Origin of the sequence: Pseudoalteromonas sp. CR1, assembly GCF_019392235.1 — a bacterium.
Lineage (GTDB): Bacteria > Pseudomonadota > Gammaproteobacteria > Enterobacterales > Alteromonadaceae > Pseudoalteromonas.
This window is the reverse complement of record NZ_JAHXRM010000007.1, coordinates 43,901-68,904: the sequence shown is the minus strand read 5'-3', so window position 1 is coordinate 68,904 and position 25,004 is coordinate 43,901. Positions and strand designations below refer to the sequence as shown.

26 protein-coding genes are annotated in these 25,004 nt (G+C 39.3%); 14 read left to right on the top strand and 12 right to left on the bottom strand.

What is annotated here, in order from left to right; genetic code table 11:
- The first annotated feature begins 96 nt into the window (after positions 1-96).
- From KZZ04_RS08310 to KZZ04_RS08300, 3 genes are all read left to right on the top strand, one after another.
- Entirely contained in the window at positions 97-945 is an 849-nt protein-coding gene (locus KZZ04_RS08310; protein ID WP_138527467.1) for a DMT family transporter, read from the top strand.
- A gap of 74 nt (positions 946-1,019) precedes the next feature.
- The gene (locus KZZ04_RS08305; RefSeq protein ID WP_138527468.1) at positions 1,020-2,345 is read left to right on the top strand and encodes a glycerophosphodiester phosphodiesterase family protein; all 1,326 of its coding nucleotides are present in this window, start codon (positions 1,020-1,022) and stop codon (positions 2,343-2,345) included.
- 83 nt (positions 2,346-2,428) lie between these two features.
- Complete coding sequence (locus KZZ04_RS08300) at positions 2,429-3,163, top strand: dienelactone hydrolase family protein (protein WP_138527469.1); 735 nt, start codon at positions 2,429-2,431, stop codon at positions 3,161-3,163.
- A 19-nt stretch (positions 3,164-3,182) separates the two neighbouring features.
- Here KZZ04_RS08300 and KZZ04_RS08295 read toward each other — a convergent pair whose 3' ends face one another.
- On the bottom strand, positions 3,183-4,106 hold the full coding sequence (locus KZZ04_RS08295; protein WP_058552233.1) for a LysR family transcriptional regulator: 924 nt from the start codon (positions 4,104-4,106) through the stop codon (positions 3,183-3,185).
- Between the two features lie 167 nt (positions 4,107-4,273).
- Here KZZ04_RS08295 and KZZ04_RS08290 point away from each other — a divergent pair, with 167 nt between their 5' ends.
- From KZZ04_RS08290 to KZZ04_RS08270, 5 genes are all read left to right on the top strand, one after another.
- A complete protein-coding gene (locus tag KZZ04_RS08290) occupies positions 4,274-4,957 on the top strand; it encodes a type 1 glutamine amidotransferase domain-containing protein (protein WP_058405044.1) in 684 nt (227 codons plus the stop codon).
- A gap of 130 nt (positions 4,958-5,087) precedes the next feature.
- Complete coding sequence (locus KZZ04_RS08285; RefSeq protein ID WP_138527471.1) at positions 5,088-5,663, top strand: rhomboid family intramembrane serine protease; 576 nt, start codon at positions 5,088-5,090, stop codon at positions 5,661-5,663.
- A 42-nt stretch (positions 5,664-5,705) separates the two neighbouring features.
- A complete protein-coding gene (gene yghU, locus KZZ04_RS08280) occupies positions 5,706-6,548 on the top strand; it encodes a glutathione-dependent disulfide-bond oxidoreductase (RefSeq protein ID WP_138527472.1) in 843 nt (280 codons plus the stop codon).
- Between the two features lie 161 nt (positions 6,549-6,709).
- Positions 6,710-8,011 carry an MFS transporter gene (locus KZZ04_RS08275; RefSeq protein WP_138527473.1) on the top strand — a complete coding sequence of 434 codons (1,302 nt, stop codon included), beginning with the start codon at positions 6,710-6,712 and terminating at the stop codon, positions 8,009-8,011.
- 163 nt (positions 8,012-8,174) lie between these two features.
- A complete protein-coding gene (locus KZZ04_RS08270) occupies positions 8,175-9,551 on the top strand; it encodes a VCBS repeat-containing protein (protein WP_219422379.1) in 1,377 nt (458 codons plus the stop codon).
- 57 nt (positions 9,552-9,608) lie between these two features.
- On the opposite strand, the gene KZZ04_RS08265 is transcribed toward KZZ04_RS08270, so the two are convergent.
- Together KZZ04_RS08265 and KZZ04_RS08260 are read right to left on the bottom strand one after the other, a co-directional pair.
- Positions 9,609-10,064 (bottom strand): hypothetical protein, encoded by a 456-nt coding sequence (locus KZZ04_RS08265; RefSeq protein ID WP_219422377.1) that lies wholly within the window; start codon positions 10,062-10,064, stop codon positions 9,609-9,611.
- Between the two features lie 12 nt (positions 10,065-10,076).
- Complete coding sequence (locus tag KZZ04_RS08260) at positions 10,077-10,352, bottom strand: EF-hand domain-containing protein (RefSeq protein WP_219422376.1); 276 nt, start codon at positions 10,350-10,352, stop codon at positions 10,077-10,079.
- Between the two features lie 292 nt (positions 10,353-10,644).
- Between KZZ04_RS08260 and KZZ04_RS08255 the strand changes: the two genes are divergently transcribed.
- A complete protein-coding gene (locus KZZ04_RS08255; protein ID WP_219422375.1) occupies positions 10,645-11,499 on the top strand; it encodes a PA4780 family RIO1-like protein kinase in 855 nt (284 codons plus the stop codon).
- A 34-nt stretch (positions 11,500-11,533) separates the two neighbouring features.
- On the opposite strand, the gene KZZ04_RS08250 is transcribed toward KZZ04_RS08255, so the two are convergent.
- From KZZ04_RS08250 to KZZ04_RS08235, 4 genes are all read right to left on the bottom strand, one after another.
- Positions 11,534-12,205, bottom strand: coding sequence for a response regulator (locus tag KZZ04_RS08250; protein WP_219422374.1), 672 nt, complete (start codon positions 12,203-12,205; stop codon positions 11,534-11,536).
- Between the two features lie 74 nt (positions 12,206-12,279).
- Positions 12,280-13,713, bottom strand: coding sequence for an ATP-binding protein (locus tag KZZ04_RS08245; RefSeq protein WP_219422373.1), 1,434 nt, complete (start codon positions 13,711-13,713; stop codon positions 12,280-12,282).
- 139 nt (positions 13,714-13,852) lie between these two features.
- Positions 13,853-15,781 (bottom strand): S9 family peptidase, encoded by a 1,929-nt coding sequence (locus KZZ04_RS08240; protein WP_219422371.1) that lies wholly within the window; start codon positions 15,779-15,781, stop codon positions 13,853-13,855.
- 43 nt (positions 15,782-15,824) lie between these two features.
- Positions 15,825-16,433 (bottom strand): flavin reductase family protein, encoded by a 609-nt coding sequence (locus tag KZZ04_RS08235; protein ID WP_219422370.1) that lies wholly within the window; start codon positions 16,431-16,433, stop codon positions 15,825-15,827.
- Between the two features lie 184 nt (positions 16,434-16,617).
- Between KZZ04_RS08235 and KZZ04_RS08230 the strand changes: the two genes are divergently transcribed.
- From KZZ04_RS08230 to KZZ04_RS08220, 3 genes are all read left to right on the top strand, one after another.
- A complete protein-coding gene (locus tag KZZ04_RS08230) occupies positions 16,618-18,147 on the top strand; it encodes a cryptochrome/deoxyribodipyrimidine photo-lyase family protein (protein ID WP_219422368.1) in 1,530 nt (509 codons plus the stop codon).
- Positions 18,148-18,149: 2 nt separating this feature from the next.
- Positions 18,150-18,287, top strand: coding sequence for a DUF2256 domain-containing protein (locus tag KZZ04_RS08225; RefSeq protein ID WP_082653623.1), 138 nt, complete (start codon positions 18,150-18,152; stop codon positions 18,285-18,287).
- Between the two features lie 128 nt (positions 18,288-18,415).
- A complete protein-coding gene (locus KZZ04_RS08220; protein WP_058405031.1) occupies positions 18,416-18,853 on the top strand; it encodes an OsmC family protein in 438 nt (145 codons plus the stop codon).
- A 68-nt stretch (positions 18,854-18,921) separates the two neighbouring features.
- Here the strand turns inward: KZZ04_RS08220 and KZZ04_RS08215 are convergent, their stop codons facing one another.
- Entirely contained in the window at positions 18,922-19,101 is a 180-nt protein-coding gene (locus KZZ04_RS08215; protein ID WP_219422366.1) for a 2TM domain-containing protein, read from the bottom strand.
- Positions 19,102-19,318: 217 nt separating this feature from the next.
- Here KZZ04_RS08215 and KZZ04_RS08210 point away from each other — a divergent pair, with 217 nt between their 5' ends.
- Positions 19,319-20,083 (top strand): EAL domain-containing protein, encoded by a 765-nt coding sequence (locus KZZ04_RS08210; protein ID WP_219422365.1) that lies wholly within the window; start codon positions 19,319-19,321, stop codon positions 20,081-20,083.
- 46 nt (positions 20,084-20,129) lie between these two features.
- On the opposite strand, the gene KZZ04_RS08205 is transcribed toward KZZ04_RS08210, so the two are convergent.
- Positions 20,130-21,617 (bottom strand): dipeptidase, encoded by a 1,488-nt coding sequence (locus tag KZZ04_RS08205; RefSeq protein ID WP_219422364.1) that lies wholly within the window; start codon positions 21,615-21,617, stop codon positions 20,130-20,132.
- A gap of 169 nt (positions 21,618-21,786) precedes the next feature.
- On the opposite strand from KZZ04_RS08205, the gene KZZ04_RS08200 reads away from it, so the two are divergent.
- Positions 21,787-21,954 carry a DUF2986 domain-containing protein gene (locus KZZ04_RS08200; protein ID WP_082653622.1) on the top strand — a complete coding sequence of 56 codons (168 nt, stop codon included), beginning with the start codon at positions 21,787-21,789 and terminating at the stop codon, positions 21,952-21,954.
- Positions 21,955-21,984: 30 nt separating this feature from the next.
- Here the strand turns inward: KZZ04_RS08200 and KZZ04_RS08195 are convergent, their stop codons facing one another.
- From KZZ04_RS08195 to KZZ04_RS08185, 3 genes are all read right to left on the bottom strand, one after another.
- Complete coding sequence (locus tag KZZ04_RS08195) at positions 21,985-24,114, bottom strand: TonB-dependent siderophore receptor (protein ID WP_219422363.1); 2,130 nt, start codon at positions 24,112-24,114, stop codon at positions 21,985-21,987.
- 108 nt (positions 24,115-24,222) lie between these two features.
- A complete protein-coding gene (locus KZZ04_RS08190) occupies positions 24,223-24,414 on the bottom strand; it encodes a helix-turn-helix transcriptional regulator (protein ID WP_008132333.1) in 192 nt (63 codons plus the stop codon).
- Positions 24,411-24,839: a hypothetical protein gene (locus KZZ04_RS08185; RefSeq protein WP_219422362.1), complete on the bottom strand. Its 429-nt coding sequence runs from the start codon at positions 24,837-24,839 to the stop codon at positions 24,411-24,413. The genes KZZ04_RS08190 and KZZ04_RS08185 overlap by 4 nt, the downstream gene beginning before the upstream one ends.
- Positions 24,840-25,004 lie beyond the last annotated feature (165 nt).

Genomic DNA, 25,004 nt, shown 5'->3' with positions numbered 1-25,004 from the left:
TAACTTATTATTTTTAATATAAAAGCCCGCTTGCGGGCTTTTATTGTTTATACCTTTATTTATAACAGATAAACTTAGCCAATTAGTTATTACAAAATGATGGTTATGGGCTATTTATTTACAGTGACCCTACTTTGGGCATTTTCGTTTAGTTTAATTGGCGTATATTTAGCTGGTCAGGTTGATGCATGGTTTAGCGTATTAATACGTGTTGCGCTAGCCACATTGGTATTTTTACCGTTTATTAAACGCCTTCCTCCCGCCACCGCAATCAAGCTTATGTTAATAGGCGCTGTGCAACTTGGTGTTATGTACAGTTTTTATTACCACTCATTTTTGTTTTTAAGCGTCCCTGAAGTATTGCTTTTTACCGTAATGACACCGCTCTATATCACTTTATTAAACGACGCCATTAACAAACAGTTTAATCCGCAATTTTTTATTGTCGCTTTAATTGCCGTATTGGGTGCTGTCGCAATTCGTTATGAAAATCTCGACAATAACTTTTGGTTAGGGCTGTTGCTTGTGCAAGGAGCTAATTTAAGTTTTGCCACTGGTCAAGTCACTTACAAACGACTAATGCAAGGCAAGCAGCTTGACGGCAAAGCGGCATTTAGCTGGTTTTTTATTGGTGCGCTTATTATTGCCGGCTTATGTTACGCTTTATTTGGTAATCTAAGTAAGTTACCAAGCACGAATACACAATGGGGAATTTTAATTTATTTAGGAATTGTGGCCTCAGGCCTAGGTTATTTTTTATGGAATAAAGGCGCAACGCTTGTCAATGTTGGGGCGTTGGCAGTTATGAATAACTTACTTATTCCAGTCGGTATTATTGTTAATATTGTTATTTGGAATAGAGATGCCGATATTTTTAGGCTAAGTGTTGGTGCTGCAATAATGCTTTTAGCGTTAGTGATTAATCAAATAATGGCGAAAAAATAAGTTCACTTTCCTGTCGTTTAAATGTCATTAAGTGTGACTAAGGTAGTGCAACTTTTATTTTTTAAGGATAAACAATGAAACGCATTACCTTATCTGCCAGCTGCCTTCTATTTGTTGCACTTATTGGCTGTGACGACGAAGTTAAAGTAGTCGAAAAAGACGTGGTAGTAACGAACACTCACGTTGAAATTGTAGAAGTGCCGACCCCTGTGGTTGTAGAAGTTGCACAAGGAAGCAATATTCAACTAGGTGCTCGCCCAGATTATTTAATAAACGACATGGCGCCAAGCGAACTAAAAACACAATTAGCAGCTTGCCAAGATGGCCCATTTTATACGACAGACTTTTCAATTGGGCATCGTGGTGCGCCAATGCAATACCCAGAACATACTAAAGAGTCCTATGTTGCAGCAGCGCGTATGGGGGCCGGTATTGTAGAGTGCGATGTAACGTTTACAAACGATAAAGAACTCGTATGCAGGCACTCACAATGTGACTTACATACCACCACCAATATTTTAGCTATTCCAGAACTTGCTGCAAAATGCAGTGTGCCATTTACCCCAGCCAATCCAAATACAGGGGTTCCTGCTTCAGCAAAATGCTGTACAAGCGATATTAGCCTGAGCGAATTTTTAACCCTTGAAGGAAAGATGGATGGCGCCAACACAAACGCCACCACGGTAACTGAATACCTCAACGGCACCCCAAATTGGCGTACCGATTTATACGCAACAACAGGTACGCTTTTAACCCATAAGCAAAGTATTGAATTATTTAAAGCACTGGATGTAAAAATGACCCCAGAGCTTAAGTCGCCTCAAGTTAGTATGCCTTTTGATGGTATGAGCCAAGAACAATATGCACAAAAAATGTTAGATGAATACACGCAATTAGATGTACCAGCAAATCAGGTTTATCCGCAATCATTTAACTTAAACGATGTAGAATACTGGATTAACACCAACCCTGAATTTGCAGAACAAAGTGTTTACTTAGATGGCCGCGATAGCGAAGCAGGGTTTGATCCGAGCAATCCAGCAACATGGCAACCAAGCATGGCCGAGCTGGTTGCTAACGACGTTAAAATACTCGCGCCTCCCATTTGGATGATGTTAACCATCGATAACGATAATAATATAGTTCCTTCACAATACGCCATTGAAGCAAAAGCAGCAGGTTTGAAGCTCATAGCGTGGAGCCTTGAGCGCTCAGGGCCACTAAATGAAGGCGGTGGTTATTACTATCAATCAATTGCTGATGTAATAAATAACGATGGCGATATGATGACTGTAGTTGATGTGTTAGCAAAGCAAGTAGGCGTTATTGGTATATTTTCTGATTGGCCGGCCACGGTAAGTTACTACGCAAGCTGTAATAAAATGCCAGCCAGTATTTAAAAAACGCATTTCAGCGGTCGTTTATTCTGCTGCGCTCAGTTACCATAAAGAGAGAATCTAAACCTTTTTAACTGAGCGCTTTTATGATCATCCAACACCATAATGCTGATTTATCAACACCAACAGGCCTAATGCGAACCACAGTGTATCGTCCACAAGCCGATGGGCAGTTTCCTGCTATTATTTTTTACTCTGAGATTTTTCAGCAAACCGCCCCCATCGCCCGAAGTGCTGCACTTTTGGCAAGCCATGGTTTTGTTGTGTTAGTACCTGAAGTATTTCATGAGTTAAACCCTATCGGGACTGTACTTGCCTACGACGATGCAGGTAAAGATAAAGGTAATGCTGATAAGTGGGAAAAACCGCTTGAGCATCACGATAGCGACACACAAGCATTAATCGATTTTGTAAAGTCGCAACAATACTGCTCAGGTACAGTGGGTGCAATGGGGGTATGTATTGGCGGGCATTTAGCTTACAGAGCTGCACTTAATCCCCAAATAAAAGCGGCGTTTTGTTTATACGCAACCGATATTCATAGCGACACACTACCCGCTCAAAAAGGAAACAATTCATTTGAGCGCATGGCCGACATACAAGGTGAAATACATTTTATTTGGGGTAAACAAGACCCTCATGTACCACAGGAGGGTCGCAGTAAAATTTATCAACAATGTATTAGTAGCGGTATTAATTACCAGTGGCAAGAAGTTAACGCACAACATGCCTTTATGCGCGACGAAGGTGAGCGATATGACGGTGCACTCGCAATCACTATGTACCAACAAGCGGTGGCGCTATTTAACCGCACGCTTTAATGCAAAGCCATTGAGTTATTTAAACGCTTTTCAGCATACCCAGCGCGGTATGCTGCTTTACAAAGTACGCTTTTAAATAATCAATAAATAACCTAAGTTTTTTAGAGCCAGTGGCACCTGGCGGAAACACCCCATAAAGCTCAATATCTTTAGTTTTGTAATCGTCTAGTATGATCTCTAGTAGCCCTGCTTGGACTTTAGGCCACGCATCATAAAGAGGAATACGACCAAGGCCATGCCCCGCCTCTACAAATGCCGTTCGAGCTGCCGCATTATTAGTACTTAAACCACCTTGCATTGTAATGTCGTGTTTTTTGCCATCTTTTTGAAGTGTTAATGTTTTACTTCCTAATTGATACACGACCCACTTGTGCGCTTTTAACTCCGCTGGGTTTTTAGGTTTACCAAAATAATCAAAGTAATCTGAAGAGCCACAAATACAGGTGCTCATTGTGGTTAGTTTTGTCGCTTGTAAGTTTGAGTCACTTAACGCAACACCACGAATGGCAATATCAAAGCCATTTTTTATTATATCTACTACGTCGTCTGTCAGTTGTAGGTCGATGTCAATTTTTGGATATTGACGCTTAAACGTATTTATAGCGGGTACAATTAATTGCATGCCTACATTAACTGGACAACTCACTTTAAGTAAACCTTGCGGCTCGCTTTTTATATTTTCTATTTGTTGATTTGCGGCATTGGCCTGCTCAGTAATAACGCGACAGCGTTCGTAATACGCTATACCGGCCTCAGTGAGTGTCATTGTGCGAGTTGAACGATTTAAAAGCGTAACTTCAAGCTGGGTTTCTAGCTTTTTTAAGTGATAGCTTGCCACAGCACGCGTTAAACCTAGTTGCTTAGAGGCGGCAGTTAAACTTCCTTGCTCTACAATTTGTGCAAACACCACCATACTTTTTAATTGTTCGAATGACACTTTCATGGTTGTTTCCGCCTAGTTTAAAATTCAACCCACACATTGTATCAATTATTAAACCAATAAAGTCAAATTTATCATCGTTGTTTAAAGCAGTTTAAATGCATATAGTAAATACACGAGTTTGGTGAATACCAAATACTGATTAACTCAATTATCGAAGGAATATTGTTATGGCTAAAAAAATACTTATGGTACTTACTTCACATTCGGACCTTGGTAACACAGGTGAAAAAACCGGTTTTTGGGTTGAAGAATTTGCAGCACCTTACTATGCATTTGTTGATGCAGGCGCTGAAGTAACACTTGCGTCTCCGGCTGGCGGCCAACCGCCAATTGACCCTACAAGCACGCTTGCTGATTTTCAAACCGATGCAACTAAACGTTACGATGCAGACAGCGCAGCGCAAGCGCTAATGGCTAATACCCATGCACTAAGCGAAGTAAATTCAAGTGATTACGACGCAGTATTTTACCCTGGTGGCCACGGCCCATTATGGGATTTAGTAGACAACACCGATTCTGTATCGCTAATTGAAAATTTTATTAAAGAAGAAAAACCCGTCGCTGGCGTATGTCATGCAAGTGCTGTGTTTTTAAATGCCAAAGATGCAGACGGCAACGCATTGGTAGCTGGTAAAAAAGTAACCGGCTTTACTAATAGCGAAGAAGAAGCAGTACAACTAACCGACATAGTCCCATTTTTAGTAGAAGACGAGCTAATCAAAAAAGGCGGCGACTACCAAAAAACTGAAGATTGGGGTGTGCTTGCTTTAGAAGATGGTTTATTGATCACAGGTCAGAACCCTGCAAGTTCAGAGCTTGCTGCTAAAAAACTATTAACTAAATTAGGTTAATAGCAATTATACACTAAAGGCCAATACGGCCTTGATTAAGCACAGCATTTAAGCTGTGCTTTTTATTTGCTTTTCATTACTCAATACAATTTCTATACTAGCAACTGCTTAAGCTCATTAGGGAAAATATATGACAACCCAGTCTCTGTCATTAGTTACTACTTCAAGATTTGCAATATTTAGTATTGTTGCTGTTTGCTTTGTACTTCAAGTTATTAATAGCCTCCCTGGAATAAACCTCAATGGTTTAGGTATTTATCCTCGTAGCATTCAAGGTTTAATTGGCATACTTTGCGCTCCCTTTTTACACGGTAGTTGGTGGCACTTTGCCAGTAATATGCTGCCATTTGCGGTGCTCAGTTGGCTTATTTGCCAATACAGTGTTAAACGATTTTACACCGTGTTTGTTTTTACTGCGCTTGCAGGTGGTTTGCTTGTATGGACATTTGGTCGCAGTAATTTTCATGTTGGTTTGAGCGGCGTAATATATGGTTTATGGGGTTTTATTCTCTGCTATGGCGTGGTTAGGCGCTCGCTAAAATCAATCGTAATCGCTGTAGTCGTTGCCATACTTTATAGCGGTTTTATTTGGGGCGTATTGCCGCAACGTTTTCATATTTCGTTTGAAAGCCACTTATTCGGAGCCTTAAGTGGTTTGTTTTTGGGTTATAAATTAGCAAAAGCAGATAGACAAAAAGGTTTGTGAAAAAACTATTTTAAGTAAATCAATCTAACAGTGAGGTTATTTATGAGCAATAAAAACGATTACACACCACCCAAAGTATGGACTTGGGAAAGTGAAAGTGGCGGTAAGTTTGCCAGTATTAATAGGCCCATAGCTGGGGCAACGCATGACAAAACCTTACCTATTGGTGAACATTCATTTCAGCTTTACTCGCTAGCAACACCGAACGGCCAAAAAGCCGCTATTATGTTTGAAGAACTTTTAGAGCTTGGTATTAATGATGCGCAATACGATGCTTATCTAATTAATATTGGCGAGGGAGATCAGTTTGGTTCTGACTTTGTTAATATTAATCCAAATTCAAAAATTCCTGCGCTACTTGATCACTCAACAACACCGCCAACACGTGTATTTGAGTCGGGCTCTATTTTGCAATATTTAGGTGAAAAATTTAACGCATTTATACCTAAAGGTCTTGTAGCAAAAACCGAGTGTCGTAACTGGTTATTTTGGCAAATGGGTTCTGCACCCTACTTAGGCGGCGGGTTTGGCCATTTTTATAGTTATGCGCCCAGTAAAATGCAATACCCTATTGACCGCTTTACTATGGAAACCAAACGCCAACTCGATGTACTTAACCAGCATTTAAGTAACAATGACTATATGGCGGGCGAGGAATATTCAATTGCCGACATGGCTATTTGGCCTTGGTATGGCTCGCTTGTTTTAGGCGACTTGTACGATGCTGCAGAGTTTTTAGACGTTGCCTCTTATACGCATGTTGTTAAATGGGCTAAACAAATCGCTGAGCGTCCCGCGGTTAAAAGAGGTCGTCGTGTTAATCGCACATGGGGCCCCGAAGAAGACCAGTTAGCCGAACGACATAGCGCAGACGACTTTAAGTAAACTGTTGCTAACACTTCAAAAAACCAGCTTAAATGCTGGTTTTTTATGTTCAATTTTAATATGGCGTTGCTAAAGTGATCACACTCCCCTAACTGAGAGTAGAATATTTAATCATATCAACCTAGTATAAATTTACTTACTTCAAAATTTGTGAAAACACCGTGGTCAAACTAACAAAAGAGCAAATTTATAAACGCCTTAATAATGAAGAAGATGCTAAAGCCTGCAAAGAAATTGATGAATCTGCATGTAAAGAGGTACCCGGTAACTTCATTATTTTATTACTGAGCCAGCTGTTTAGTAAATTTGCAGATGCACTACTCAACCCTAAAGTAACGCTCCCTTGGTTAATGCACAGCCTAAATGTGCCTGGCAGCTTTATAGCGTGGCTTGTACCAATAAGGGAATCTGGCTCTTTACTTCCGCAGTTGGCCATTGCCGATGTGATCCGCAAACTATCTGTTCGAAAATGGGTATGGGTAATTGGCGCTATTGCGCAATCGTTATGTATATTTGCGATGGTAGGCGTTGCTTTTACATTAGAGGGAAAACAAGCGGGCTACGCTATTTTAGGTTTATTAATTTTATTTAGTTTAGCGCGGGGCTTTAATTCAGTAGCAGCAAAAGATGTACTGGGAAAAGTGATTCCAAAAAAACAGCGAGGAAACATTAGCGGCTTAGCGGCAAGTATTGCAGGTTTAGCAACCCTGACCTTTGGGCTGTTAATGTGGTTTTTTTCTCAGCAAAAAGAACAAAACACGGTATTAATGGCTTTGGTATTGGGCGCGGTAATGTGGCTCGTGGCGGCCTTTTTTTATAGCCGCATAAATGAATACAAAGGGGCCACTGAGGGAGGAAAAAACGGGTTACTGCACGCATTTACAAAACTTAAACTCCTTTACCACGATAAGCAATTTGCCCACTTTGTTGTCACACGGGCTTTTTTGTTGTGCTCAGCCTTAAGCGCACCATTTTATATTATTTTGGCAAGTCGCCAGTCGTTTGAGTTTTCATTACTTGCAACGTTTATTGCCGTATCGGGGTTAGCTAGTTTAGTGTCGGCGCCAATTTGGGGGCGATTAAGTGACCTATCAAGCCAGCGAGTTTTAGTGCTTAGTGCCATGCTAGTCACTTTCAATGGTTTAGCGGTTTTTGTTATTGCAACGTGGTTTAACCATTTGTTGAGTGCATGGTGGCTACTGCCTACGCTTTACTTTTTACTTTCTGTTGCTCACCAAGGGGTTCGCCTTGGCCGCAAAACGTATTTAGTCGATATGGCACAAGGAAACAAACGTACCGATTATGTTGCGGTCAGTAATACGGTTATTGGTGTGCTTTTACTCATGTTAGGCAGTCTTGGATTACTTGAGAGCTTTTTGTCTACCGCTGAACTTATTTTGCTCTATAGCATGCTTGGGTTTTGTGGCGCTATGAGTGCATTATTTTTACCTATAATAGAATAAACATCGCCATAACAATTCGTACTAACACCTAAAAGCACTTACTTTATTAACCCATTTAGTATAAACATTTTATTACAATTACTTACACCCTAACGTTAGTTTTTGCCGTAGGCTGAAGAGAATTAAATACTTGCCTACTTAAAACTACACAAAGGGACTTACCATGTTGAAACCGTTTAGTGCATTACTTATATTGCTTGCGCCTAGTGTTTTATCGGCACAAACTATGTCGATTAAAACCACCGAAGAGTTAGTAACCACCGACTCAACAACGTTATTTGCATTCAACAAAGAGCTTAAACAGCTAGAACATATTGATTTGCTATCGGCACAAAGTACTCAGCTAATTTTGCCTGATAAGGCCATTGGCTTTGACGTGGCAACACTTGCTAATTCGAGTGGTAAACAAGCGCTTGTTGTAGCAAGCGATGGCATTTACAAAGCAGGCAAGGATATACCTTCACTGTTATTTACATACACATCAGTAATAAACCAGCTAGAAGTCACCGAGTTTGAAAAAATAAACTTTATTATTGACGCAAACAAAGATGGACTGAGTGATATTTTGCTCCCTGACTTAAAGCAAACAACTCTGTATGTTCAAAACACCAACGGCCAATTTACTCCTCATACTTTTGAAAAAACAGCGCTATTTACCGGTGATTTTTCAAAAGAAGGGCTCATTCTTGAGGTTGATATTAATAACCAGCCTACTATTACCGACTTTAACCACGACGGCCTAAACGACTTAGTATTTTTAAATAAGCAAGGCGCCCATGTACTTTACGCGAATGCTAATGGTTACAATAAAACCATGGCTGACGTTAATTTTAATATTGAGTTGGGTGAGCTCAGTAACGGTGAAAAACGCAAAATAAAACAGCTTATTGATATAAACAACGATGGCTATTTAGACTTTATTACCAAGCAATATAAGCCAGTGAAAGGTATGGATTCGCTCGATATTGAAATAGCGCATAACCTTTATTTGGGTAATAAAACAGGTTTTAGTGAAACACCTATTAAATTGTTAAATACCAGCGGCCCTAGTCAGCTTGTATTTGAAACAGACTTTAATAACGATGGCTTGATAGATCTTCAAACAATGGACTTGGACATTGGCCTTGGCACTATTGCTTCTATGGCTATGGGCGGTGGTAAAACTGACGTAGATGTAGAAATGAATATTTATAAGCAACAAGCAGATGGCTCATTTGCCAGCAAATCAAGCATAGAAATTGATCTTGAGATGGAAATAAATATGAGTAATGGCGATGCAACCCCGCCTTTATACATAGGCGATATAAACGGCGATAAAAAAACCGATGCAGTCTATAAGTACAGCAAAAAAACGCTCTATGTTTACTACGGCGATGAGAACAATTTGCTGAGCAAAAAGCGTAAAAAAATAAAGTTAACTTTACCTAAAAAAAGTAAAGATATTTTGTTAGTTGATATTAACCAAGACGGTAAAAAAGACTTTGTGTTTAAATTTACCGAAGAAGATGGCACCAGTAAAATATCAACCCGCTTAAACTAACCACCTACACAAAAAGCCCAGTATTACTGGGCTTTTTGTGTCAGCTTTTACACATATTTACGCTTTAATACTGAGTAACGAATCAAATTTAGACAAACCAAACTTTTCTTGAACAGCCGAGAGTATAGCGTCTTTATCTTCATCGTTTATTTGGCTTGAATACTGCTCGAGTAATTCATCAAGGTAACTTACTACATCTTCTGTATTAACTTGCTCTAGTGAATTTTGTGGCGGTGGAGGCGGTCTTTGCCCTTCAGGGCGGCCAGCATCACCAATACTTTTAGCATCAAATTCAAGCTCGCTCATTAATTCTGCCAGCTCTTTAGTGGGTGAAATACCCTGCTCTTCAAACGCAGCTTGAATGCTTTTTGCATCTTCAGAGGTTAAGCTTTCGGGATCAAACTGCGCTAGCGTTTCTTTTACAAAATCACTTTGTTCTGACGTTAGCGATACAGCTTGGCTTTTTTGCTGCGGGATAAAACTAGTAGCGTTGTTGTTTATAGAGTTGATCATGTTAGTTTCCTTTCAACGTTCACGACGAGGTGGTTTATGTTCACTTAATTCTTGCTCGCTGATTTCCCCATTACCGTCAGCATCAATTTCATCAAAAATAGTCTGTGCGTCACCGTGAGGTGGTTTTTTAGTATTAAATTCATTAAAACTAATTGCACCATTGCCATCGGTGTCGAGAGTTGAGAAGTCTGGCTTAGGCGGTTTGTTATTACTTCCTTTTGCAGCAATATTGGCTGAAAAAACAATGCTAAGTAATACAATCATTGCCGTTGATGTTAAATGCTTCATAGTAATAACCTTATATTCAGGGCGTGTTGATAGCGTAAAATTACACTTTAAAAACGCAAAAAATGTGCAAACAACAAGGAAGTATTAAATAATTTAAAAAATTGATGTGTTCTAGGGCGTTCTGGTTGCTCAATTTACAATCAGCAGATAAGCTAACGCAAGCGTGTGTAAATGCGCGTAATACTGCCCTTAATTCTCAAAGCTGATATACTGCTTGAGCATATAAAACAACTAATTACAGAGCACTTTTATAAATAATGATTAATAACCAATTCCACTTAGCAGGCAAGCTGTGAAAACACCAAAACGCTTACAACCCCTTATCGATGACGGTTTAATTGATGAAGTACTTAGCCGACTAATGAGCGGTAAAGAAGCCGATGTATTTGTAGTTCGCTGTGGTGAACACATCCGGTGTGCCAAGGTTTATAAAGATGCTGTTAAACGCAGTTTTAAAAAAGCCGCACAATACCAAGAAGGCCGTAAAGTTCGCGGTGGTCGTCAAGCACGTGCCATGGGGAAGCGCTCAAGTTATGGGCGCCAGTTAGAAGAAGAAATTTGGCAAAACGCTGAGGTTGATGCACTTTCTCGATTAGCTAGGGCCGGTGTACGCGTACCCGACACATACTGCTGTGTTGATGGTGTATTACTTATGGAACTTGTGTCTGATAGCGATGGCGATGTAGCGCCGCAGCTAGGCCATGTAAGTATGAGCAAAGAAGAAGCTATAAAACAACATAAACAAATGATGCATTACATTATGCTTATGCTGTGCGCGGGTATAATTCATGGTGATTTATCAGAGTTTAACGTGCTTGTTGACGATAAAGGCCCTGTGATTATTGATTTACCGCAAGCTGTAAATGCGTCAGCAAACAATAGCGCTGAAGCTATGTTTGCTCGTGACGTAAACAATATGCGCCGATATTACAGCGAGTTTGCTCCTGAGCTGTTAAATACTCAGTATGCCAAAGAAATGTGGGCACTATTTGAAGAAGCAAACCTAACACCTAACTCTATACTTACAGGTGAGTTTGAAGATAACAGCGAAGAGGCTGATGTTGATTCTGTACTTGACGAAATCCAAGCCGCAGCCGATGAAGAACAAGAACGTTTAGCCCGTATCAACTTCACTGACGACGAGTAATAACACTCATCTTTATGGTAATCGCTTTGCTCCCTTATTGCGGGTGTACAAAGCGATACCCCACCCCATAAACAGATTGAATCACACTCTCAGTTTTAGTTAACTCATCAAGCTTTTTGCGTAATTTTTTTATGTGGCTGTCAATTGTTCTGTGGCTAACAATGCGCTGATCGGTATACATGGTATCCATTAGGCTATCACGTGAATAAACTCTACTCGGGTTATTAAACAACGGTTTAAATAACTGAAATTCAACGTTTGTAAGCTCAATGTTGTTATTTTTATAGTTCACTTTGTAGGTGGTTTCATCTAATTGCATTGCCGACGTTTGAGCCTGCGAAGTATTAATACGCCTTAAAATAGCTTTAACGCGGGCAACCAGCTCTGCGTAACTAAATGGCTTACAAATATAATCGTCAGCGCCTAACTCAAGCCCTAACAGACGGTCTATCTCTTCTACTTTAGCCGACACCATAATAATCGGCACTGTGGAAAAGCGCCTAATCGCTTTACATAATTCAATTCCGCTTTGACCTGGTAACATTACGTCTAGCAAAATAAGGCTCGGCCTATTAATTTCAAGCCACGGAAGTACGTCATTCCCATGGTGTATTTGGTGAGTATTAAAATGATGATTCATTAAAAAATCACTCATTAAATTAGCCAATTTTTTTTCATCTTCAACTATTAATATTTGTTCACTCATTGGCATCTCGCTTTGTCATATAAGTCCTAGTCACTTATTAAAGTAGGTAAATTAAAGATTAGATTTAAACATTGTTAAATGGTTGGCAGGCGTATAATAATAGCTAAACCGCCTAGGTCCGCTTTTTCTGCGACTATCTCACCATTATGACCTTCAACTATATGTTTACAGATTGATAAACCAAGGCCTGCTCCACCTTCTTGGCGGTTACGCGCACCATCAACCCGATAAAGGTATTCAAACAAATGCGCTAAATGTGAAGACTCTACCCCAACGCCATTATCCTCGATGCTCAGCTCAATAAATGATTGCTCTTTTTTGCTTATGTTTTCAGCGGTTATTGTAATAGTAGTGCACTGAGCATAGTGCACAGCATTCATTAAAATATTGTCAAATAGCTGCAATAGCCGTGTTTTATCAGCCTGAACAATAGCGTGTGTGGCGCTGTTAAATACGTAAATATTAATTGCATGTTGTTCAAAAAGTACCTGATATTTTTGCTCAATTGTATTTAACAGTAATGTTAAATCGGTTGGTTGCATGGTGTAATGCATCCCCCCTAATTCAGCACTATTTAGCATGTGTAAATCATCAATCAACCGCTTTAAATGCATTGCCTCATCGTTAGCAGAGCTAATGTTTTGGGTGTTGGGCTCTCGTATGCCAAGTAGCATGGCCTCAAGTTCACCAAGTAAAATGCTCATGGGTGTTCTTAATTCGTGAGAAATATTTGCCAGCCAACGTTTACGCACTTTTTCATCTTTAGCGAGCGTAAAGGCAAGCATGTTAAAGTCTTCACTTAACTGACCTAACTCGTCTTTTCGATCAAGGGTAAGCTTAGTGGTGAAGTTACCTTGGGTCAGCTGGTGCATACCTGTTGCAATTTGTTTTACGGGGCTGACTAAGTGTCGTGATAATAAAAAAGTTAACAACAAGGTAAATAAAGCAGCGGCTATAGCAATTAGCCATAAGTAGTTGGTTTGCTGCTCTAAAAAGTCAAGCTCGTAGCCATCAACTAAACCATCTCTTTTAGAAACAGCTATATAACCAACGGCTATATTATTAACAATAATTGGCGTATTTATATAGGTAAGCTCATCAAGGTAACGCCCTCTTATTGGCTGTTTATTTTTATCAAGCAACGCGTAATGAGCTATATTATTGGGCTTAGGTGGGCCTTTCATTTCAAAGCGGGCGCGTTCTGGCGGGGGCGGCCTCATTGAGCGACTCCTTGGCCCCGGGCGTTCAGAAAATTGACTACTTTGTAGCTCGGTTTCGATAAGGCGTCTAAAGCTTTTATTATCACGGATGACTTCGTCCCATGAGGCACTGCTTTCATATTGCGTGGCGAGCTTTATAACGAGTGGCTCAAGTGCTTTGATTTCTTTAGCATTCACATAATCAATAACCCCCTGACCTATGCTCCATTGTATAAGCACCACCAGCCCTGCAATGATACTGAAGGTAAAGCTAAACAAAATTAAAAAAAGCTTATTATGAATTTTCATAAGGGAGTGTTGACCTTAAAATAAAACCGCCACTTATAACTTGGCCACATTTAAATAAATAGCTTAACAACTAAACGTGCAAACAATGTGTATTTTCCTAAATTTTTATACAAAAAAGGCGACCTAAGTCGCCTTTGTATTATTCACTTTTTAAGTGTTTATCAAAAAAATCTAAAAAGGCCTGCAGCGTTTTAACGCGATGTGCTTGATGCGATAAGTAATGATCGCCATCGTCCAGCTCAATATAGGTTACATCTTTTCCTTCATCATCGAGTTCATCTTCCATTTCACGGCTATGGTAAACAGGCACCACACTGTCATCGCTGCCATGTACTAATAATATAGGTCGGTTGATTTGCTTTGCGTACGTTACAGGTGAGTTAGCCTCGAGCATATCGTCATCTGTACCAAACTGCTTTCTTACTATTTCTTTATTAGTAAAGTAACGCGCTTTAAAAACAAGGTGCTCTAAATCACTTACGCCTGCAAAACTGGCAGCACATTTAAATGTTTCAGGGTGCTTAACAACCGCCATTAACGCAGCATACCCTCCATAGCTTGCGCCACCAATACAGATTTTTTCAGGCTGTGCTATGCCTTGTTCAATTAGCCAATTAGCACCATCTTGTAAATCGTCTTGCATGGCTAAACCAAAACCCTGAATCGATTGCATTAAAAACTCATAACCATAACCACTTGATCCCCTAAAATTAGGTTGTAAAACAGCGTATCCGTTATAAGCAAGCAGTGCCGTCCAATAATCAAAGTTAGCGTAATCTCGCGCCATTGGACCACCATGCGGAAATATTATAGTGGGTAATTTATCGCCCTTTTTATACCCTACAGGCAACGTTAAATAACCCTCAATGGTTAATCCATCTCGCGCTTTGTAACTAATGCGTTCTTTACCGCCGTAAGCTGTTTCATCAATTTGCGGATAAGCATCCGCAATGGCACTGAGCTGATTTTTTGTTCTGTCTCCTAACAAATAACTACCAGACGACTTTGCTGAACTAACGTAAAGTATGTATTTTTGTTGATCTTTAGTGGTACTTAAAATATCAATATCGTAGTCGTTTTTAGGAAGCGATACTCTTAAAGAACGGTGAAGTTTATCTAAATCTGCATCCCAGTAGTTTACCCCGTCCTCTATATGAGAATCAGTAAACCCTGCAACCTCACCCGTTTTACTAGAATAAAAAATAGAACCATCAAAGTCGTATTTATCATTACTATAAATTAACTCGCGCTCTTTGGTAGTTAGGTTAAGTCTAAACAATGCATCTCGCCCGTTGTGCAAAGCCGAGATATATAAAAGGTTAGGGTTTTTATCAAACCCTAATATAGAAATACTTTGCTCACTAAATACTTCGTAATCAAATAACGTGTCCCAGTCTCCGGTCTCAGCGTTAAGTAATTCATAAGTAAATTGTGTTTCGTCCATTTTTTTAGCTATACGAACATTACCTTGTCTGTCGGCAAACCAATCTGTTACGTTATTACGCTGTCTTTGTACTTTACTTTTGCGCAATGTATTAAGATCTAGCTCGTATACAGCAGGATTATTTGGCACCGTAAAATCACCCTGCACCAAAATTTTATCTTCTTGATCTGGTAGAAAGCTCACTATACGGTCTGCAAATTGTGGCTGACGTTCATCTCGAGAAGGGACAGCTCTAAACGCTAATTTAATCCCATCTTTATTTGTGAGATTGTACGAGTACAAAAGTGTAGAGGTATATTTAGCCCCACCAAATTGGTACTTAATAAACCTAGCCCCCAACAAAATAACGTTATCATTAGCCCAGCTATACCAATCAAAAAATACAGTGCGGTTGTCTGCATTTAAAATTGCTTTTGTGTCTCCTGTTTTGAGATTTTTAACCATTAACACTAAGGTACCTTTGTGGTTTCGAACAAAGGAAAGGTTCTCACCATTGGGAGATAGTTTAATTTGGCTAAAGTCTTTTAAGCCAGCAAAGGCTTCTATTGGTAGTTTTTTATCTTGCGCGCTAAGGGTGTTAAAGCTCAGAAGAGTGATTAATGCAGCAGCAATGAATTTACGCATCAAAAATCCTTTTATTTTTATGTTTTTAAATCAGGTCCGTATTCTACAACTGAGGGCGCTTCAGAACAAATTTATCTTTTGTTGTACTAAAGTAATCGCCACCCATTTTTCCTACAGCATCTAAGCGAGCAGGATCAATATAACCGTTTACTAATATTGCATCATCAACGCAAATACCTACTACATCTAATAACATCATTTTACCGCCACTTGCCTGATCAGAAATAGTAATGACCTCACGTAGTGTGCATTCATAGCGTACTTTAGAAGCCTCGACACTTGGCGGGCTCACTAACAAACTTGGCGCCTGTTGTATATTTGCTTCATCAAACTCGCTCACGTCATTTGGATAGTTAGCACAGCTTTGATTCATTTGTTCAACTAAGTTATGGCTAACAATATTGACTACACACTCTTTAGTCGCCAGTAAGTTAGTTAAGGTGTCTTTGTTGGCTTGAACTCGCGGGTTTACCTGAGTAACACTTAATACAGGAGGGTTACAGCTTGCTACAGTAAAAAATGAGTACGGGGCAATGTTCGCAATTCCCTTCTCACTTAACGTGCTGATCCATGCAATAGGTCGCGGGCTTATACCACCCACTAAATATGAATACACATTGTGATTGGCATTGTTAGTTAAATCTAAAAACATGTTTTTCCTTTTTATTATTAAAACTAAATCGCAATTTAAAACCTTTACGTATTAACAGCCTTAACTGTTTTGTATTTTAAGGTGTTTTATCTAGCAACCAGTACCAACTAGTGAATACGCAAACAAAAAACACAAATAACGTGAACACTAATATACTAACTTTAAGCGACGAGTCGTAATTTAAATGCGTGAAAAAATAAACATAGTGTGGTTCAAACGCGATTTACGCTTAAGCGATCATCAGCCCTTAAAAAATGCGTTCGATACTGACATAGCGACCTTACTACTTTATAACTTTGAACCACTCCTACTTGAAGATGCTCATTACAATGAGCGGCATTGGCGCTTTGTATATCAATCTATTGTTAATTTAAATTCTCAGTTAGCGCGCTTTAATGCAAAGGTTTATATATTTAATGAAAATATGCAAACACTGCTTGATAGGCTCAATAACCAGTTTGAAATAGCACGTATTTTTAGCCACCAAGAAATCGGGCTAAACAATACATTTGAGCGCGACCTAGCAATTAAAGCTTGGTGCCATCATAACCATATTAACTGGCTAGAATCGCCAACTGGCGCTGTTATTCGTGGTAAAAAAAATCGTGATAACTGGAATGAGCGCTGGCAAAAAACAATGCAGGCTCCGCTTGCTATACCTAATTGGAAAAATGTTAATACCGTAAAACTTAAAGATTATGAAACTCCAGCGTTACCTAAAACCTACACGCAAGATGATGATAACTTTCAACAAGGAGGATCGCTTCACGCAAGAGAAGTTATGCAAAGTTTTTTTGGCCAGCGCGGTAAAGGCTATCAAAAAGGGATTTCTAGCCCAAGCTTAAGCCGTACACATTGCTCTAGGCTTTCGCCATATTTAGCGTGGGGAAATATAAGCCTTAGGCAAGTCTATCACACTGCGATAGACGCTTATCATTCATCACACCCAGATAAGAAAGGTTGGAAACGCCCGCTTGCTGCTTTTGTATCTCGTTTACATTGGCATTGCCACTTTATGCAAAAATTTGAAAGTGAATGCACCATGGAATTTAAAGCATTAAATCCGGGATATCACTCATTTCCGTATCGTACCGATGAGCATGTAGAACGCGACATTGAGCGCTGGGCACAGGGGCAAACAGGCATACCAATAATAGATGCATGCATGCGCTGTTTAAAAGCCACCGGTTATATTAACTTTAGAATGCGCGCTATGCTTGTGAGCTTTGTAACGCATCATTTAAATATAAGTTGGCAGCAAGCAAGTTTGCCACTGGCAAATTACTTTTTAGATTTTGAACCCGGTATTCACTACCCGCAAATTCAAATGCAGGCATCGGTTACGGGCATTAATACTATTAGGCATTACAACCCGATTAAACAATCAGAAGATCAAGATCCTACCGGCGCGTTTATTAAAAAGTGGTGCCCCGAGCTTGAAAAGCTTCCTATTGAGTATTTACACGAACCATGGGAACAAACCCCAATGGAAGCATTGTTTAACGATTTTAAACTCGGTGAAGATTACCCAGAGCCGATGCTTGATTTAACGGTTGCATCTAAAGACGCCCGCGAGCGATTATGGCAATACCGAGAGCGTCCAGACGTTAAACGTGCCATAGGCAAAATTCTTAGAAAGCATGTTGCAATCACACCTAAAACAAGCAAAGTAAAAAATAAAAGTACCACTAAAAATAACACTAAGGTTAAGTAATTATGGCGCATAAAAAACTAAACCTACCTCACAAAATATGCCCAGTATGCGACAAGCCATTTTCGTGGCGTAAAAAGTGGCAGCGTGACTGGGATAATGTAATTTATTGCTCAGAGCGGTGTAAGCGCAATAAAGAGTAATTGAAATTTACTGGCGTCTATTTTGCAACATCATCAGAAATTAGTGCTTTTTCAGCCGTTATTTAAGCTTTTTTGTAAATAACGCTTAATGAGTCTGAAAAGCTTACATGCAACGCAAGGAGAAGATGATGACGATTAAAAAAACAGCAAACTCAACGTGGTCTGGTGACATTAAAACAGGCAAAGGCAGTATTTCAACGCAAAGTGGCGCACTTGATAAACAGCCATACGGCTTTAATACCCGCTTTGAGGATGAGCCAGGGTCAAATCCTGAGGAGCTAGTAGGTGCGGCGCACAGTGCCTGTTTTAGCATGGCGTTGTCGCTTGCATTAGGTGATGCTGGTTTTACGGCCGATAAAATTGATACCAAAGCAACGGTAAGCCTTGATGAAGTAGACGATGGCTTTGCAGTGACGCATATAACTCTTGAAGTAAACGCACGTATTAAAGATATTGCTAATGAGCAATTTCAAGCATTGTGTGAGCAAACTAAAAAAGGCTGCCCTATTTCAAAGCTGCTTAATACCGAAATATCACTTAACGCAACACTCGAGAGCGTCTCATAACCGACTATTACCCATGCTCAATAGTAGGTAATCTAAGCCAAGTAAGTTTTTACTTGGCTTTGCATTCATTACCCAACCCTTTTTGAGTTGTTTAAATTTAATAAATCGTTAAGTAGTGCAATACCCATACCTAACGCCGGCCATATCACCCATAAATAATTTGGCGAGGTAATTAAATTAATGACTGTTAATAGTGTTAATACAGCTAAATAACGCTTTAGATTTTCAAAAAATGTAATTGTACTCATGTTTACTCTCCTCTTTATGTATGAGGTTATTTTTAAACATAAACACAGCAAATACAGCTGTTAAAAGTCACTCAATATTATGACAAGTGTCATCAATTAGGGCTTACTTATTAATCACTTATAACTAGTTAAAATATAAAAACTCATACTTTAACTTGTTTGTGTTAAAATCGGATTTAAACTAACCTTGATGTATATGTTACAAAGGCTGAATTAAATGAATGAAAAATCAACAAATTGCGCAAAAGTTACCTGCAGTAACTGTGAGGATGCAAACACACTTGAATTTGATTTTTCAATGGCCTTCCAACCTATAATAAATTGCCAAACCAACCATATTTTTGGCTACGAGGCATTAGTGAGGGGGCTAAACGGCGAATCTGCTTATTCTATTATTTCAAGAGTGAACGAGGAAAACCGTTATACGTTTGACCAGCTTTGCCGTATTAAAGCCATTAAGCTAGCCTCAGAACTAGGCATTACATCAATGCTTAGCATCAACTTTTTACCAAACGCTATTTATAAACCAGAACGTTGTATACGCACCACATTAGAAGCGGCAAAAAAGTATAATTTCCCAATTAAAAACATCATGTTTGAGTTTACCGAGGTAGAAAAAGTAGAAGACACCGCACATATAAAACGCGTGGTTGATTATTACCAATCGCTTGGCTTTAAAACCGCGACCGATGACTTTGGTGCGGGTTACTCTGGTTTAAATCTACTTGCTGACTTTCAAACAGATATTATTAAGCTAGATATGGCACTAATACGCGATATTAACCACGATACGAAACGCCAATTAATAGTAACTCATTGCTTAAGCATGTTTCGCGATTTAAATATTACAGCACTAGCTGAAGGAATTGAAACAGTAGAAGAATACATGTGGCTTAAACACGCGGGGGTTGAGCTGATGCAAGGCTATTTATTTGCAAAGCCCAGTTTTGAAAATCTCCCCAAAGTTAATTTTGAAAAATAGGTGCTAATTAATACCAACACCTATTTTATGAGTATTTAAATTTAGCTTACATATTACCTAGCTCAATCATCATTGCGGTATACATGCGTAAATTAAGCTCCAATTGCTCAAGCGTAATAAATTCATGCTCTGAGTGGCCTGTATAACGTTTACCCGGCATTGAAGGTCCAAACGATACTGCATTATCAAATAGTTTTGCATTAGTGCCTCCACCAATTGATACAAAATCGGCTTTTTCGTCGCCGGTAAAGTGCTTAAATATATCAAGTAGCTTTTGCGCATGCGGCGCGTTATCTAACAGCATAGGGTTGCCTATCACTGTATCTATACTCTCGAGTGTAACGTTATTGTTAGCTTGCCATTGATTAACGGCTGTCTCTATTTGCTGCCTTAAAACATCTTCATTTTTACCAACAGGGCGACGAGCATTAACGGCTAACGTTAATTTATTTCCGCTGCGCTCAATGACGGTTGGAGAAACGGTCATTGGGCCCATAAAGTCATGTTTATAGGCAATATCACCAAATTGCTTACCGTGAAGATCTAATCCAATAAGTTGGTTTACAAACTTAATGAGTTGACCATCGCTGTTGTTTTCAAGCGCTATTCCATTAAATAGTTCAGCTAAATGTGCAATGGCATTCACGCCAGATTCGGGCTCAGAAGAATGGGCAGACATGCCCTTTACACTAATGACCATGGCGTTATTTTGTTCAGTAAAGTTAAATTCAACTTTATCTAGTTGCTTGGCTTTTGTTTTTAATTGGTTTACTAGTGCGTTGTTTGCATTATGCAGTACTAAGCTTGCGTCTTCTGGTATTTGGCTTTTGAAAGCACCACCAGCAAGGTCGCTTACATACACTGCTTTTTGATCTGATATGGCATTAAATGTAGGAGAAATTAAGCTCCACCCTTTTTCAGCAACCACTACTGGGTATGATGCATCAATGGTTACTGCATACTTTGGTTGCTCGTATGTTTTCATGAATTCAGTCAATGGGCCCCAATCAGACTCTTCAGCTAAGTAAATCATCAGCTCAATGCAGTTATCAAGCTCTATGCCTTTGTCTTTAATCGCTTTCATGGCGTAAAGCGCAGTAGCTATTGCCCCTTTATCGTCTTCGGTACCGCGACCAACTAACTTGCCTGGTTCTGAGGTATCAATAATAAATGGGCTTTGCTTCCATTTACTCGCGTTTGCAGGTTGCACGTCACCATGAGTCACTACGGTGACTTTTTCGCTTTGCTCACCCATACCTATTAACACGGTATGTCCTAAATCTTGGTAATCAAAACCAAGCTCTGCAGCTTTTATTTTTAACAGCGATTTAAAGGCTATAAAGTCTGGGTTTTGTGGTGTGGGTATTGAGTCTTTATTTACCGTAGGAAAGGCCACTAAGTTAGTTAGCGTATGAACTTGGGCATTTTGGTAGGTATTTACTGCGTAATCGGCAATGTTATCTATCTCTTTATTTAACTGTGCTTGGGCGTTAAACATGTATAAAGCAAGGCTGGCTAGAACTAACTTTTTCAAAACAATATCCATTTAATGAGTCACTACGAGTTTTAATTATAACGTGCGAAATACATTACAAATAGCGCTTTGCGGTAATTTAACACACTATTGAGGGCAATATTTATATGGCAGCTTTAAGTTGGATAGCGGTATAATAGATGGCTTAAAATAACTAGGGTAGATTTGTGTGAATCGTCGTAAAAAAATAGTCACTAAATTTCAAAAGAAAGACAAACGCGCTAACGCTAAATTACATAAAAGTAATAAGCCTGCGTATGTGTCAAAAGCTGATCGAGAAAAGCTTGAGCAGCAAAATTCAGTAACTCAAAGCGATGATAACCAAGAGCAGGAATAACCGACTCTTGGTTATAGATATAAAATCACATTAAAATGCGACACTCATCCCAATATTAAACGAGCGCCCCTGCCCTGCGAGCTGTTCAAAACCAGTACTTTCGCCTTTTTTAAGCTGCGCAATGCTCACACCACCAAGCGGTAGCTGATAGTATTCATCAAATATATTATTCACATGTGCACTTAACGTTAAGTCGCCCCATGACGCTTTTGAGCCTACATTGACAATATTATAGCTGTCGGTTTGGTTTTCGAATCGAGTGGTATCTACGCGTGTTTTTGTATCATTCCATTGCCATGATAAGGTATTTTCAAAGCGGCCCAGTTGTTGGCTTATTTCAAGCTTAGTGTGCAGTGGTTTTATTTGATAAAGCGGCTGATTTGTATCATTTCGCTTTGCGCGCGTATTGGTAATATTGGCATTTAATTGCCAATTACCGAGTGCTTTAGATTCATGTATATTCGCGGTTAAATCTAATTTAACGCCATACAATACCGCATCTGTATTTGTAAATTTAAGTATATTGCGTGTCGTATTTTCTAAGCCAAATCGATTAAACGACCTGACGATGTCTGCATCAATGTAGTCGGTTGTATCGGTATACCAAATGTTAGCACTAACCCGCCAGTCGTCGTTTTGAGCCGATTTAATATAAGTAGAGCTTACTGTATGCGCAGTTTCCACCGCTAAATTTGGATTACCTATATAGCCATTGCCATCGCCGTACCAACCAATCATGGTAGTTGCCATATTGCTTACCCCCCAACTGTATCGCTCATACAAATTAGGCGCTCTATTTTTACGAGCAAGACCCAGTTGTAACTCTTCATTGGGGGTAAGTTGGTAATTAAGTAAAACACTTATATCAACCACCGTATCTGATTTATTGTGCTCAATGGCATTAAAAGCAGCAGCGGCATTTGCGTTTTTCGGCTGCATTGGCATGGCGTTCATATTCATCATTGCCATGCCTTCATTGTAAGGCTGAACATCGTCAGCACGTGTCTTTACATGTTCAACACGTATACCTGAATTTAACCACAACTTAGTATTTATTTGGCTCTCATACTCTGCAAATGCTGCAATACGCTTACGCTGACCATTATTTATATTAATGTAATCGTTAGGCCCCATCATGGCGGAACCTTCAACAGCAGACCACCAATCATCAATTCGGTAATCATAAAATGCCTGTCCTAGTAATAGACTACTATTACTATTTAAGTTTAAACGCCATTTTAATTGTGAGCTTATATCTCGCGCATCAGTGCTCATTGGCATCATGCCGGTTTTTTCTGGGCTAAAAAAACCCATATCGTGTTTTACATCATGCCAGTTAAGCTGCGCCTCCAACTCACTGCTTATAAATACATGTTTATACTGTGCAATAGCGCCAAAACTTGTGTTATCAGTCATATCCATATACTGATTGGCGAAGCCCTGATAAGGTATTTTTTGGTGGGTTAACTTAACAACAAGCTGTTGATTTTTATCTCGTATCGCTGCAGAAAGCGCATGGTTTTGAACGCGATATAAAGTATCAAATACTAAATTTCCATTTCCGTCTTCATAACTTTTAGCATCACTAAATGCACCTTGGTAATTAAAGCTCAAGTTATCACTTGTTATACGTGCCCCAACGCCCACTTTTCGTGCATTATTTACGCTGTTGTATTGAGCCGATACATAACCCGAATGCCACCCTAGGTCACTACTGTCGCTGTACTGTGGTGAAATAGAATTAACGCTTATTACACCAGCAATATTATCGCCACCGGCACTCACCGCAGATATACCCGCAATAACATGATAAGCGGTAATTTGATTAGCAGAAACATACGAAAGTGGTGGGTTCATATGATTAGCACATGCAGCGGTTACATCTGCGCCATCTACTAATACTTTTACTCTATCGCCCATCAGGCCATTTAAAATAGGTAAGTTTGACACCCCACCCGAAGCAGAAAAGTCTACCCCTAAGTTGGTTAATAATGACTCTGCTGAGCCAAGTGCAAGATGTTTATTTTGCGAATGTCCCTGAACCTCAATAACTTCTAAGGAGGTGTCGTCTGCAAAAACTACAGGAGAAAATATACTGCTTATAAATAAAGCCAAGGGAGTTAATAAATGTGTGTTTGGAGTCGTGCTTAAATCTGCCATTTTATAATTATGCCACTGTAATAGTTGAACTAATTATAATTCGTGTAGCCATATTAAAAGCGCGACAAATTGTCGCACTTTACTCATTTTATATTAAATACGACGGCGTTATTCATCATCAAAAATATCTTCTATTTTTAATTCAAATAACCGCGCTGCTTTAAACGCCAAAGGTAAACTGGGATCAAACTTGCCTTTTTCTATTGCGTTAATAGTTTGGCGTGATACATCTAATAATTCTGCTAGTTTGGCTTGTGTTAAATTTCGTTCAGCCCTGAGTACTTTTAAGCGGTTTTTCATTCGTCGCCCTCATCACAGCTGTAGCGTTTGTTAAGTATGTAGGTACTAATTAAATAAACCGCGCCCATTAAAAACATTATGTCTGGTATGTCAGCTCGCACGTCGATAATGCCACTTAGCTGCAAATTACTATATGCAAGCCCGCCAACCACAACCGCCCCAAGCGTAAAGCCCATTGCGCTTAAATGTATTTTTTGTTGTAACTCATCAAGCCCTTGTAAATTGCGCTTATTGGCTATAATCATCGCAATACCCACTACAACATTTACGACAATAAAAAAGCCACTCACCACGTTATTATGCTCCCAAATTAAAACAGGTCCAAACGAACATAGCGCCAACGACAGTAACCAGATAAGCGTCCATTTAGCTAAATTAGTGGTGTTTATTTTTTGGCGCTGTTTTAACGTTAATTGTGTTTGCATTTTTTAACCCTCTTAAAAAGTAAAGTTCACTTTACTATATTTGTACAAAAACAGCCCCAAGTCAAATAAGCTTTACATAAAGATTGGTTTTAATGACATTACAATGTGTTACAAATCTCTAGTGAAATGTTTCCAGCAGTACTTCTAAAAAGATAAAAATAACAA

Bases quoted from the DNA above. Each gene is read 5' to 3' on its own strand.
- KZZ04_RS08290 (WP_058405044.1), top strand. From the start codon at position 4,274: ATGGCTAAAAAAATACTTATGGTACTTACTTCACATTCGGACCTTGGT.
- KZZ04_RS08190 (WP_008132333.1), bottom strand. From the start codon at position 24,414: ATGAAAAACCGCTTAAAAGTACTCAGGGCTGAACGAAATTTAACACAA.
- KZZ04_RS08215 (WP_219422366.1), bottom strand. From the start codon at position 19,101: ATGAGTACAATTACATTTTTTGAAAATCTAAAGCGTTATTTAGCTGTA.
- KZZ04_RS08195 (WP_219422363.1), bottom strand. From the start codon at position 24,114: ATGGCAGATTTAAGCACGACTCCAAACACACATTTATTAACTCCCTTG.
- KZZ04_RS08230 (WP_219422368.1), top strand. From the start codon at position 16,618: ATGCGTGAAAAAATAAACATAGTGTGGTTCAAACGCGATTTACGCTTA.
- KZZ04_RS08185 (WP_219422362.1), bottom strand. From the start codon at position 24,839: ATGCAAACACAATTAACGTTAAAACAGCGCCAAAAAATAAACACCACT.
- KZZ04_RS08305 (WP_138527468.1), top strand. From the start codon at position 1,020: ATGAAACGCATTACCTTATCTGCCAGCTGCCTTCTATTTGTTGCACTT.
- KZZ04_RS08310 (WP_138527467.1), top strand. From the start codon at position 97: ATGATGGTTATGGGCTATTTATTTACAGTGACCCTACTTTGGGCATTT.
- KZZ04_RS08240 (WP_219422371.1), bottom strand. From the start codon at position 15,781: ATGCGTAAATTCATTGCTGCTGCATTAATCACTCTTCTGAGCTTTAAC.
- KZZ04_RS08295 (WP_058552233.1), bottom strand. From the start codon at position 4,106: ATGAAAGTGTCATTCGAACAATTAAAAAGTATGGTGGTGTTTGCACAA.
- KZZ04_RS08250 (WP_219422374.1), bottom strand. From the start codon at position 12,205: ATGAGTGAACAAATATTAATAGTTGAAGATGAAAAAAAATTGGCTAAT.
- KZZ04_RS08220 (WP_058405031.1), top strand. From the start codon at position 18,416: ATGACGATTAAAAAAACAGCAAACTCAACGTGGTCTGGTGACATTAAA.
- KZZ04_RS08210 (WP_219422365.1), top strand. From the start codon at position 19,319: ATGAATGAAAAATCAACAAATTGCGCAAAAGTTACCTGCAGTAACTGT.
- KZZ04_RS08270 (WP_219422379.1), top strand. From the start codon at position 8,175: ATGTTGAAACCGTTTAGTGCATTACTTATATTGCTTGCGCCTAGTGTT.
- KZZ04_RS08225 (WP_082653623.1), top strand. From the start codon at position 18,150: ATGGCGCATAAAAAACTAAACCTACCTCACAAAATATGCCCAGTATGC.
- KZZ04_RS08300 (WP_138527469.1), top strand. From the start codon at position 2,429: ATGATCATCCAACACCATAATGCTGATTTATCAACACCAACAGGCCTA.
- KZZ04_RS08260 (WP_219422376.1), bottom strand. From the start codon at position 10,352: ATGAAGCATTTAACATCAACGGCAATGATTGTATTACTTAGCATTGTT.
- KZZ04_RS08285 (WP_138527471.1), top strand. From the start codon at position 5,088: ATGACAACCCAGTCTCTGTCATTAGTTACTACTTCAAGATTTGCAATA.
- yghU (WP_138527472.1), top strand. From the start codon at position 5,706: ATGAGCAATAAAAACGATTACACACCACCCAAAGTATGGACTTGGGAA.
- KZZ04_RS08245 (WP_219422373.1), bottom strand. From the start codon at position 13,713: ATGAAAATTCATAATAAGCTTTTTTTAATTTTGTTTAGCTTTACCTTC.
- KZZ04_RS08235 (WP_219422370.1), bottom strand. From the start codon at position 16,433: ATGTTTTTAGATTTAACTAACAATGCCAATCACAATGTGTATTCATAT.
- KZZ04_RS08265 (WP_219422377.1), bottom strand. From the start codon at position 10,064: ATGATCAACTCTATAAACAACAACGCTACTAGTTTTATCCCGCAGCAA.